We start from the raw sequence: 12272 nt of genomic DNA, 5'->3' as shown, positions 1-12272 counted from the left end.
CCGCCACGCAGCTGCACCTTTCCCCCCACACGGTGAAGACTCACGTCCACAATGCATTTGCCAAGCTCGGCGTTACTTCCCGCGCCCAATTGGCCCAGCTGATGCGCGGCGCTGATTGACCGACATGTCAGATCCGGGGCCGCCCAGTACGGCATCCATCCAACCCTGAACGTCAACCCATGGGATCGTTTTACGCTGCCCACTGAACCGTCGGCTGTGTGGGTTCCATCTCGACGGGTTCCCCTGCGTCGGCCTATTACTAGACCTATCCGGCCCTAAACATCAACCCTAGGGCGATGTTTTTTCGCTGCCCGCACGACGACCGTAGTAGTCGACAACTGATCACGTACTCACCCCAGCGACGGTCGATGCGCAGCTAGGCCACACACCGAGCCGGTAAGCACACAAGCGAAAGAGCGAACAATGTTGAATGCGGTGCATGCCAGCTCGCTCGCCGAACCAGCAAGCAGCGCTGCACATCTCGATCCGCAGGCAAGTCGGGCTAACTGAGGACATCGACGATGGTCGGCTACCTGCTTGTTTTTGGAACGTGCCTGCTGCTACTTCTCCACGTCGTCTGCAATCTGTGGCAGCACGCACTCGAGATCCACAGCGCTGCAGACAACCTCGAAAAAGCGCGCGACTTTGCGGCACGAGGACAGCAAGCGGCTAACGACGACGAGCGCAACTCCTCAAAGTCGGGTTGGCTGAAATCCTCCCCCCCGAAATACTGCCATGTCTGCTAACAAAGCGATGACCTCACAAACGTCGCCAACGGGGTGCAGCCGTAGGTTGATGCCCGGAACAGGCCGATCGGCGGCCTGCAACCCCATAGTCACCACGAGCGATGGCGTCCCGCTGTCCGTCCATGAGTGGGGATCTCGCGCCGCTGGCCACACAGTCGTACTTCTCCACGGCTTTTGCTCGAACAAAGAGTCCTGGAACATCCAGATGACGCAGCTGATCCGTCGCTGGGGCAACAACATCCGGATCATCAGTTACGACCACCGTGGCCACGGCGACTCCGGCAATGCGTCAATGCACACCTACCGGATCGACCGACTCGCCGACGATCTCGCCGAGTTGCTGGTCGAGCTTGGCGTTACGGGCCCGCTCACCCTGGCAGGGCACTCGATGGGCGGCATGACGGCCTTGGCCTATCTTGGCCGCCCCGCCAGCAAACGCCCCGTTGAGCCGGAAAGCCTCGTTCTTGTCGGGACCGCCGCGGGAAATCTCGGCTCGCACGGCCTCGGCCGGCTGCTGAGCACCCCCGCGACAAGCGTGTTGTACCACCTCGTACATCGCATGCCGCGCGCGGGTACCGATGAGGTCGTTCAATTCCTCGCCCGGCCGGTGTGTGCGGCACTGACCAGATATACCGGATACGGTGAAGCCGCCCCGAAATCGTCGGTCACTATGTCCGCGGCCGCCATCAACGACACCCCGTCGACGACCAAAGTCGGGTTCCTGCGCGGTCTAAAAGAGTACGACTGCTCTCAGACCCTGACCTCTATCACGGCCAAGACGACCATCATCAGTGGAGGAGCGGACAAGCTCACACCGAGATGGCACGCCCGCCAGCTGGCCGACGGCATCCCCGGGGCGACGCACATCCACCGGCCCACCGCAGGGCACACGCTTTTGCATGAAGTCCCGCAAGTGGTCACCGCAGCCATCAGCTCCGCCATCGCCGCCGGCGGCTCGGTCCTCGCGGCTGGTGGCCAGGCGAGTCGGTTGGCACAGTCTGACGCCGTAGCCCGGGTCGTCGACTATGGCCATTCCGCAGCTGATGACCCAGGCGCGTCCGCCGCGTCAGAAAAGCCGCTAGTCGGCGACTTCCGCATCGACCATTGCGATTCGGCATCTAAGGCGTCCCCCGTCGAAGTTGAGGAGCGAGCGTCATGACCCGGCTAGGCAGAGCCTCCGCTTTACTCGGAGTCTTCGCAGGCGATTACGCGATCCTGAGATTGTGTGGGCGTGGAATGGGCGCAAGGCGGCCACAGTCGAGCAAGCTGTCGCCCCATTGAAGCCGAGCGTCCGTCGGGTGTCTGACTGTTCGGCGGGCTGGGCTGCGGTGAGCGCGTCTCGGCCCGCCGAATACCATGCGAGGACTCAACGTGACGTGCCCGCCGCGGCCGACCGGTCGCATCACCGCACTCGCTGGCTCCGTGGATCTCTCTGGATTCGCGCCGTTCCTTTCGCCGGTGATGTTTTACTTAAACGAGAATTCTTGGCCGGCAATGGTTCTGATCGTGTCACTTGCCGTGATCTTGCTGACGACCTTGATCGTGGTCGGCTGGTACCGCGTTGCATGATCAGTCGCGAACCGATCGAATGATTCGTGCTGCGGACCGATCCATGTCAAACCTGTTGCATCAAACAGTTATTCGGACGTGCCCATGCATTCCGCTCTCGAATAAGGTTGGGACAGCCTCACCGATTCGGAGCTCAAGGTCGTCAACCTCATCGCACCGGACGTGACCAACCGCTCCGTCGCGCAGCAACTGCGCCTCTCCCCGCACATGTGGCAATCCGTCAAATATCAAGGCCACTAGGTATACACCGACCCGGCCCTAAAGATCACCCGCTGGGCGATGGTGATGCGGTGCCCGCGCTGCCAACGTAGTCATTGAGCTCTGGATCGCCGCGACCGCCGCCGCTCAACCAGGAACCGGCACCGGAGAGCAACGGCACAGAGGAATTGAGAAACCGATGATGAGCGCAGTTTTGGCAATGTTGATGATGATGCCGGCGGTGGTGTTCGGGGTCGGTGGGTACGTGTTGGTGAACCGACGACCATGAGCACGCGAAGACGACGACGGGCCGCCCGCAGGGGCCCCCACGGCGTCTCACTTTGAGACGCTCATTCACCTCATGTTGAGACGCTAATTCTCTGCCCGCGGCGGTGTCATGAGTCGCAGGAGCCAATACATCAATGCACAAGAGGAGAAATACGGTGAGCGGGCACAGCGTGAGCGCGACTCAGGAGAAAATCATTGCGTCGGCGGCGGGACGCGGGTCCCCCAGCCCAAACGGGCACCGCCAGCGTGCGCCGGAGGTAATCGCCGATAACGCATCTGATTCAATGGGGTCACCGCGATCGCCGCGCAAAACGAGCCCGCCCGACCCTGCAGGGAACAACTGGGATGCCGAGAGGCCAGCGCCCACCCGGGACGCGGCAACGCCGAGTGTTCGCGCTCGGCCGCTGGATTCAACGGATTCGCGGAGTTCGGACGTGACCGGCTCAGCTGGACGTAGCGACAACGGCGTCGGAGACGCCGCTGCGCGAGCAGTTCAGCTCGCCACCAAGCTGCATGTTCCGGCCATCGGGGCCCAGCTCGTTCATCGGGCCGCCCTGCTAGACGCATTGTCGGCGGGCCGCCACCGCAAGGTGACCCTACTGAGTGCGCCTGCGGGCTGGGGAAAGACGACATTGCTGGCGCAGTGGGCCCTGGGTGCCGGCGAGGACCAGCGGTTCGGCTGGCTGTCGCTTGATCACTCCGACAACGACCCGGTGTGGTTTTGGATGTACGTGGTCGCCGCGCTGCAGAAGGTCAGTCCCGGGGTGGGAATTCGCGCGGTCGAACTCCTAGCGATGGGCGCCGACCCAGCGCAGGTTGTTCTGCCTACCCTGCTGAATGATCTGGACACGATCGCCAGCCCGATGGTGCTCATTCTTGATGATTACCACCTGGTGATAAGTCGAGCGGTTCATGAGCAGCTTGCATTCTTTATCAGCCGGTTGCCGGCGAATCTTCACCTGGTGTTGGCCACCCGATCGGATCCTGTGCTGCCGTTGGCTCGGCTGAGGGCCAGCGGCGATCTTGCCGAGGTGCGAACCGACGATTTACGTTTCGGGCCTAGTGAAGCCCACGATTTGCTTAACAAGGTGCTCGGGCTGGACTTGCCTGATGCAGATATTCACCTTTTGCACCGACGCACCGAAGGGTGGGTTGCTGGTCTCTACCTTGCCGCTCTCTCGCTTGCCGGGCGCGCTGATACCACCGCGTTCATCAGGACGTTCGCAGGCGATAACCGTCATATCGTCGACTACTTGATGGCCGAGGTGCTCGACGGGCAGCCACCGCACCTGCACGGCTTTTTGCTACGTACCTCGGTCTTGGGACGACTCAGCGGTGCGCTGTGCGATGCGGTGCTGCAAACGTCTGGCTCGGCCTCGGTCTTGGAGAAGATCGAGCGTGAAAACCTGTTTGTGGTGCCACTGGACATGTCGCGTCATTGGTATCGCTATCACCAGTTGTTCGGAGAGTTGCTGCGAACCGAGCTGCGTCGCAGCGAGCCCGATCTCGTCGCCGATTTGCACCGACGAGCCGCGACCTGGTTCGAAACCCAGGGCCTGATCGATGAGGCGGTACGCCACCTGGTCGCTGCCGGTGAGATCGCGCGGAGTGCGGATCTGATCGCCGCGGACTGGGTCAACGAATTCAACGGCGGCGGCCTATCGACCGTCTCGGGCTGGCTTGATCTCCTTCCCGAGGAGGCCGTTCTACAGGATCCGCGACTGAGCGTGGCCCGGGCCTGGATCGCCCTAAGCATTGGTCAACTCGATGACGCCGCCGAGTGGATCGAGGCAGTCGAGACACGATCCGCGGCCGACCGAGACGGCATCAGCGCTCAAGTCGTCGTGCTGCGCGCGGTTCACTCGTTCAAGACGGCTGACATCGCCGCGGCGCTTGAGACGGCTCGCCGGGCGATCACCCTCGATCTCGGCGACGCGCCCCACGCCTTGTGCGCTGCTTACTGCATCTATGGGTCCGCGCTCTACTTTTCGGGCAGCGCCGACGAGGCGCAAGACGATTTCCGGCGGGCCGTAGGGCTGGCCGAGAAGGTGGGCGATCGTCGGGCCCGCATCTACGCGTTGGGCTATCTGGCGCTGATTTCAGCCGAATATAGTCAGCTCGCAGACGCCGAACTTCAGATCCGCCGGGCTTCCGGCAGTTCCCGGGACCTGGCTGATGGGGAACACTTCGTGGACGTGATGGTGTCGCTTGCCGCGGCCGAGGTCCTCGCCATGCGTGGTGACGCGGCTGCAGCGGTGGCTGCCGCCGACATGGCCGTAATGTCGGCCCGCCAAGGTGGAGCAATCCTCGAGATCGCCAAGACGCTGGTGGTCAGGGCAGAGGTCCTCGAGCATCTCGGCGACCACCAGACCGCAAAGGCCATCCTCGAAGAGGTCGGCACCCTGGTACGCAGTTGCCCGGACACTGGCATCGCCTCGACGCTGCTCGCTTCGGCCGAGCCGAGCGCGGCCGTCGCGTTGACTTCGCGCAACGACGGGTGCGTGGTCGGTGAGGAGCTGACCCCCAAGGAGCTTGAGGTTCTTCGCCTCCTCGCCACCCGGTTATCGCGACGTGAGATCGGTGCGCGGCTTTATGTCTCGCTCAATACCGTGAAGACCCACCAGCGCGCCATTTACCGCAAGCTCCGCGTCGAGCACCGCGGCGCGGCGGTCAGCCGGGCGCGAGAACTCGGCCTGTTGTAATTCGCCTTCCGGTACCCCGCCCGATGTGGCCGGTCACGAATCGTCGCGTGTGAGAACGCCTCGCATTAATCACCCGGGCGAACAGACAGTTGGGGTGATGACGATTCACCCCACACGGGGGCAGCCTCATAACCCTGCTCACGAAGGCAAGGGCGACGTCGCCCGGTGGGCAGCGTTGGCTGCCGGATTTCCTGACACCGCGGCCGGGCCACCGTGAACAGATTTTGCGTCGCCGACATCCGATCGGCGGCAACGCTTACGAAAGGTGTTTGCGGTGCCAGAAATCGACCCAAGGTGGTGGAAACGGTGTCGCCAACCCTGCTAGATGTGTGCCGATGGCAGTTCGTCATCACGATCGTCTTCCACATGACGTTCCCTGCCATCACGGTCGGCTTGTCGGTGTTCTTGACGGTCGTTTATGGTTTGCACCTTCGCACCGGCCAAGCCATCTATCTGCAGATCTTTCGGTTCTGGAAGCGCATATTCGCAGTCGGGTTTGGGTTGGGGGTGGTCAGCGGAACAGTGATCACCTTCGAATTGGGTTTGAACTGGGGGCGTTTCGCCAGCGCCACGGGACCCATCTTGGGGCCGATCATCGGGATGGAGGTTGTGAGCGCGTTCTTCGTCGAAGCCGCGTTCATCGGCGTGATGCTTTATGGCGACGGGCGAGTCAAACCGCGGACGATGTTGGTGTCGTCCTTCATGGTTGCCCTGGGCACGGTGTTGTCGACCCTGTGGATCCTGGCCGCCAATTCCTGGATGCAGACCCCGGCCGGTTATCGCATGGATCACGGTCGGTTCGTGCCCGAGAACTGGTGGAAGATCATTTTCAACCCGTCGTTCTCACTCCGCTTTCCGCACATGCTGTTGGCCGTGATCATCTCGGCCGCCCTGTTTGTTGGCGGGATCGCGGCGTATTACCTCATCTGCAAGCAGCATGACCAGTTCGCTCGGCGCACGTTTTCGATCGCGCTGGGAGTTCTTGCGCTGCTAATCCCTGTCCAGGTCTTCTACGGCGACAAAGTCAGCTTCATGGATGCCGACTACCAGTTGCCGAAGTTCGCAGCGTTCGAGGGCGATTGGGACTCGACCGACACCGGCTACAACCTGCTGGTGATTCCTGACCAACCGCATCAGCGCAACCGGGTGCAGATCAGCGTCCCCAAGATCGGCAGCGTGATCCGCGGCGACCTGTCTGGCCACACACCGTTGCCCGGCCAACACCAGATTCCCCGGGATCGACAGCCCAATAGCTGGTCGGTGTTCTGGGGATTCCGGGCGATGTTCTACGCCGCCACGGTCATGCTGTTCGCCGCGGTCACCAGCGTCGTACTGCGACTGCGAGGCCGGCTGTTCATGGCACGCTGGTTTCACCGGTTGATGCTGTGGCTGACACCGCTGGGTGTCGTTGCGATCATCGGTGGCTGGGTGACGGCCGAAACGGGACGCCAGCCCTACCTCGTGTACGGGATGCTGCGCACCGATCAGGGCGTCTCCCTTATCGCATCACCCACCGTCGTCGCCTCGTTCTTCACTTTCCTGATCCTGTATCTGGCGCTGTTCGGCACCTGGATCGCCTATGTGGTGCGGACCGTGCGGCGAGGTCCCGACCCGAGCGATCTGGAGATCGGCCCACCAGATTCAGCGCCCATCGCCGGCGATATTGCCGCTGGGGGGCGTGATGGCCGCGACGATTTGGTTTTGCGTGGTGGTCGTGATCTGCCTTGGCATGTACGTGGTGCTGGATGGATACGACCTCGGCGTCGGGATGCTGACTCTCACCGAACGGGACGTCAAGACCCGCCGTCAGCTGATCGAGATGGTCGCAACCGCATGGGATGGCAACGAGACGTGGCTGATCCTGCTCGGGGTAACACTTTTCGCGGGCCTTCCGACCGCCTATGGCGTCGCACTGCCCGCGCTGTATGTGCCGATCGTGGTGATGCTGCTGGCGCTGGTGTTCCGCGGCGCGGCAATCGAGAGGGTGTCCAGCACCGTCGGCGTACCCCGAGGGTGGGGCTTGGCGTTCGCCGTGGGATCGCTGGTTGCGGCGTTCGCACAAGGTGTAACGATCGGCGGGATCCTTAGCGGGATCGCCGTCACCAATGGCCAATTCTCAGGCGGCACTTTCGATTTCATGACCAGCTACGCCTTTCTGACGGGTGTCACCACGGTCGTGATGTACGGCGCCGCCGGCGCCGCGTACGTCCAGCTGAAGACCACCGGCGCTTTGCGGGCACGGGCTGCGTCGTTGGGCCGTCTGCTTACCCTGGCCACCGTTGTTCTCGCGCTCGCTTGCGCGACGCTGTTAAGGCCATTGACACCGGTGCGCATCGGTACGGCGAGTAGGGCGGCGACCGTGCTCGCGGTTATCGCCGCGGTCGCGGCGATGGCAGGTCTCGCCTCGTCGCTGTGGGCGTTCGGCCGTCGCCCTGACAAGCGTCCGATGATCGGGATCGTCGCAGCCGAAGCGTTCGGGCTGATGGCACTGGCATTGCTGTACTACCCGACTGCTCTGCCGCCCGGCCTTACCGTGGATCAAGCCAAGGCGCCAGCAGGCACACTGTACATTTTGATGATCGGGACGATCCTCAGTCTTCCGGTGCTGCTGTTTTTCAACTGGTATGCGCATCGGGTCTTCCGAGGGAAGTACCGCGAAGCGTCGGCCAATGCGGCCCTGGCCGGATCGGGCCCCGTCGCCTCGACGGCCGCCTACAACCCGGCTCAGCCCCGACCGCATCCCACGCAGAGACCGAGAACGCTGCGCTGGGCGGCAAACCTAATGTGGATCGTTGTCGGGACGCTGATCGCCGCGGTCAGCGTCGGGATCTTCAGCAAAACGCCAACCGGCGAAGTCATAACCCTCGTCGCGCTGGTGTTGATCGTCATTGGCGGAGCCGTGGTGTGGTTGCGCGACGAGTTGCGACACGCCGATGCCGCATAACGAAGCCGCGGCCGAAATCCGCCAGGCCCAACACATTCGGCTGCACCAACTAGGTGCGCCAGGCCGCGCCGACTTTCACCGGGCCGCCTTCGCCAAAGCTGTGACGTCGGCACTCTTGGTGCCACAATGGGCAACTTTTGTCGCCGTCGTCGCTGCGGCATACCGCGGCAAGGGACGGGACGGCTTATGGGTTGGCGCGGTGCTTTTTATCGGCGTCGCGATCGCCCGCGTCGCATGCGACACCTGGGCGCGCCGTCACGCCGACACCGGTGGTGCGGCCGTCACTGCAGTGGTCGCCAACGCAGTCCTCGACCGAGATCTCGGTGCCAGCGTCTCGGACCCGACAGCGCCGGCGCACCGAGCGGTCGAGTTGGCCAGCCAGATCGGTGAGCACCACGTCCATTTCACGCCGGCACGTCGCGCCGCACCATGGTGCTGTGCGATCATCTTGATCGCCACCGCGGTCGCGCATTGGCCGGTGGCGGTGCTGCTAGTCGCCGCAACGCCGATCATCCCCGTCAACGTGCGGATGGTCGGGCTGGCCACCCACGATGCGGCGGCTCGCCAACTGGCCACCACCAGAGTCTTGTCCGCGCGACTATTGGACCGTTTTCGTGGTCTGCCCACGCTGAGCACGCTGGGCGCCATACCCGCGGAACAAAAGTCGATCACCAAAGCCGGCCGCGACCTCAATAAGGCGACCATGACTGTGCTGCGTCGCGCACTGGTGGCCGGCGCGGTGCTCGACCTGGTGATCACCCTCGGCGTCGCGATCACCGCGATCTATTGCGGCTTCACCCTGCTCGGATATGTCCACATTCCCGGCTCCGGCGCTTTGACTTTCGGACGGGCCCTGTTCGTGTTGATGCTGGCGCCAGCCTATTTCGCCCCGCTACGGGACCTCGGCTCCGCCTACCATGCGCGGGAACAAGCCGTCGCCGCGGTCGCCGCACTGGGTGAGTTGAACGCGCCGAGAATGTCCACGACAGCGAACGTGATTCGTCAGGCGCCCCGAGTGACGTTGGCTGGCATCTGTGTGCGATATGGGGCTGCGCCCGTTTTGGATTCCGTGGACGCGGCGATCCCGGCGGGGACCATCGTGGTGGTGCGGGGCCGGTCCGGTGCCGGTAAATCCACATTGCTCGCCGTGGTGGCCGGGCTGATCCAGCCCGCATCCGGACTGGTGCAAATAGACGGGCGGTGCCCGCTGCCCGGAGCGGCGAGCTGGATCGGGCAGCAAACCGTGATCCTACCCGGGACGCTGGCCGACAATCTGCGGCTCGGCAACGCCGACGCCTCTCCGGCGGCGTTGCGGGATGCTTCCGAGCGGGCCGGGCTGGGCACGTTACTCGCCCGGCTACCAACCGGATTGGATGCGCCGATCGGCGAACGCGGCTGGGGGGTATCGACCGGCGAGGCGCAGCGGGTGGCCATAGCACGCGCCTTGCTGCGCGACGGGGGCCTGTGGTTGCTGGACGAACCGACCGCGCACTTGGACGCCGAAAGTGAAGCGGCACTGGTCGACACGTTGGCCGAGGCGGTCCGCGGTCGCACGGTGTTGATCGCCACTCATTCGCCTGCGGTCGCCGCGATCGCCGATCAGCAATGGGAGATCGTCGATGCGGACTTGCTGCCGACCCGAGCGTGTCAATCGATGCCATCATGACAGCGCTGTGGGGCTACCTGGGCCTGCTTCGCGGTAGAACCGTCGCTCGCGTCGCGGCGACGGCGATACTGTCGGTGCTCGCTGCCGGCGCGACAGTGGGCTTGCTCGCGCTGTCGGGCGGATTGATTGCGAGCTGCGCGATCGCCGGTTCGGCCACTGCGTTCTCGATCTATGCACCCAGCGGCGCTGTGCGAACATTTGCGCTCACCCGGATCCTGGCCCGCTACGGCGAACGGCTCAGCGCTCACGCGATCAGTCTGGAGTGGCTGATTCGGCTGCGCCGCAAACTGTTCGTCGACCTTGCGGCGCTCCCTGTCGCCGCGCAGCGGCGGTTCGCATCCGGCGAGCTACTTGACCGCGCAATGGCCGACAGCGACGCGGTGGTCGAAGCACTGCCCGGCGCAGTGCTGCCGCTTGCCGCGAACGCGGTGGCGGTGGTCGTCAGCACGACCGTCCTTGCGGCGATCAACCCGTTCACTGCGGCCCTCCTCGCGGCGGGAACTGCGGCGATCGTCGCCACGGAGACAGTTGCCAGCCGGCGGCAACGCCGCCTCGCCGCCGACGTTGCCCGCAGTCGCGGCGCGGCGCGAGCACAGCTGATAGCGGCAACGGCAGCGGCCAACGAACTCGTTTCGCTCGGCGCCATTGCCGAAGTGCGCAGCACGGTGGCTGGCTGGATCGCGTCTGCGGCCGTAAAGCGCGGCGCCGCTGATCGTTTCGACCGGTGCGCTGCGGCAGCCATCTCGGTGGTCCAGGCGGTGACGATACTCGGCGTCATGGCTTCTGTGCTCATGACACCAGGAATTTCGCTGCCGAGAGCCACGCTTATACTGCTAATGACCATCGCCACCGTGGATCTTTTCGCAGACGTGCACCATCAGCTGCGGCAACTGGACGAATCGGCCACTGCGGCAACCAGACTCGCGCGGGTCGCACCAGCAACGGCGGACCACCTACCGCCACCTTCTGACGCCGTGACGGCGGGGGTGCGCGTCGAGATGCCCGCCACCGGCATATCGGCGCAACCGGGCGAGACCGTTATCGTGCAAGGTCGTTCCGGGTCAGGGAAAAGTACTCTGCTCCAACGTATCTCGGACCGTACTGACGACGTCTTGCTCGACCGCCGGCCATCACGCGAGCTTCCTGACCGCGCGGTCGTCCTGGTCGCAGCCGATGAGCCGCTGTTCTGCGGAACCGTCGCAGAAAACCTCAGACTCGGCGACACCGACCTGGACGACGCCGAGATGCGCCGACTGCTGGATGACGCGGGTCTCGGCGAAATCACGCCCGTCACCGCGGTAGGTCACGGTGGTCGCGCCATGTCCGGCGGCGAGGTGCGCCGCCTCGCGGTGTTACGTGCCCTGGTGGCCCGGCCCCGCCTGCTGCTGCTCGACGAACCGACCGAGGGTCTCGACGCGTCTACCGCACAACGAATGCTTGGCCTGATACGACAAGAGCTGCCCTACGCCACCGTGATCGCCGCGATACACGACCGCCACCACTCGCACCTTGCAGGTGCCGCGCATCGTGTCGTCGAGGTTGGGATGCCCCAGACCGCGTAGATCCGCGTGACCCACCGCCAGCTACCGGCCGGGTCGCATGGAGCGCGTCAGCTGCGCTTCTGTGTCGGCGCCTCACCCGGGTGAATTGCGCATCCGGATGAGGACAACTCACCCCATGCGCAGAGATAGTGGTCGCTGATTTTACCCGCGACCGCAAACCGCATAAATCACCGTCTCGACCGGCCGCGCCGCCAACGAAGGCAGTAAGAGTCCGGCAGTGACCATGCGGTGAAAGGACACCCGCAGAACGGAGACAGCATGTCGCAGAATGAGGCCACCGCCATCATGACTGATGGGCCAAGAAAGTTTCGAACGACCGCCATCGCGCCTCTGGTCGCACGGTATGGTCTGGTCATAGTCCTGGCCTGGTTCGGCGCCATGAAGTTCACTTCCTATGAATCCCATGGTATTTCACATTGGGTGGCCAATAGTCCCTTGATGAGTTGGATGTACCACATCATCTCCATCGACGCCTTTGGTCGATTGAACGGATCAATAGAATTGACTGTTGCAGCACTGCTGGCCGTCAAGCCGTGGTTCCCGAAGGCTTCCGTGGTGGGCGGCGTATTTGCCTCGTTGTTCTTCGTGACCACGCTG

The 12272-nt window shown here is 63.8% G+C and carries 7 protein-coding genes and 1 pseudogene; all 8 read left to right on the top strand.

The annotated features are described in order from the left end of the window. Positions 1-119, top strand: a 119-nt coding sequence (locus WAO18_RS21935) for a response regulator transcription factor (protein ID WP_422208338.1), incomplete at its 5' end; no start/stop codon positions are given. A 616-nt stretch (positions 120-735) separates the two neighbouring features. Continuing rightward, positions 736-1905 (top strand): alpha/beta fold hydrolase, encoded by a 1170-nt coding sequence (locus WAO18_RS21930; RefSeq protein WP_422208337.1) that lies wholly within the window; start codon positions 736-738, stop codon positions 1903-1905. A gap of 1330 nt (positions 1906-3235) precedes the next feature. Then, the gene (locus WAO18_RS21925) at positions 3236-5503 is read left to right on the top strand and encodes a LuxR C-terminal-related transcriptional regulator (protein WP_422208336.1); all 2268 of its coding nucleotides are present in this window, start codon (positions 3236-3238) and stop codon (positions 5501-5503) included. Between the two features lie 213 nt (positions 5504-5716). Next, positions 5717-7099 (top strand): annotated as a pseudogene (locus WAO18_RS21920) (cytochrome ubiquinol oxidase subunit I); the annotation flags it as partial. Then, entirely contained in the window at positions 7083-8447 is a 1365-nt protein-coding gene (gene cydB, locus WAO18_RS21915) for a cytochrome d ubiquinol oxidase subunit II (RefSeq protein ID WP_422208335.1), read from the top strand. The pseudogene WAO18_RS21920 and the gene cydB, both read left to right, overlap by 17 nt. Further along, positions 8437-10113 carry an ABC transporter ATP-binding protein/permease gene (locus WAO18_RS21910; RefSeq protein WP_422208334.1) on the top strand — a complete coding sequence of 559 codons (1677 nt, stop codon included), beginning with the start codon at positions 8437-8439 and terminating at the stop codon, positions 10111-10113. Before cydB ends, WAO18_RS21910 begins: the two co-directional genes overlap by 11 nt. Beyond that, positions 10092-11675 carry an ATP-binding cassette domain-containing protein gene (locus WAO18_RS21905; protein ID WP_422208333.1) on the top strand — a complete coding sequence of 528 codons (1584 nt, stop codon included), beginning with the start codon at positions 10092-10094 and terminating at the stop codon, positions 11673-11675. Before WAO18_RS21910 ends, WAO18_RS21905 begins: the two co-directional genes overlap by 22 nt. Positions 11676-11933: 258 nt before the next feature. Further along, a partial coding sequence (locus WAO18_RS21900; protein WP_422208332.1) for a DUF417 family protein occupies positions 11934-12272 on the top strand: 339 nt, incomplete at its 3' end.

Origin of the sequence: Mycobacterium sp. (assembly GCF_049278535.1) — a bacterium.
GTDB lineage: Bacteria > Actinomycetota > Actinomycetes > Mycobacteriales > Mycobacteriaceae > Mycobacterium.
The sequence above is the reverse complement of the archived record's forward strand: the minus strand, read 5'-3'. Positions and strand labels throughout refer to the sequence as shown.

Bases quoted from the DNA above. Each gene is read 5' to 3' on its own strand.
- WAO18_RS21930 (WP_422208337.1), top strand. From the start codon at position 736: ATGTCTGCTAACAAAGCGATGACCTCACAAACGTCGCCAACGGGGTGC.
- cydB (WP_422208335.1), top strand. From the start codon at position 7,083: ATGTGGTGCGGACCGTGCGGCGAGGTCCCGACCCGAGCGATCTGGAGA.
- WAO18_RS21910 (WP_422208334.1), top strand. From the start codon at position 8,437: ATGCCGCATAACGAAGCCGCGGCCGAAATCCGCCAGGCCCAACACATT.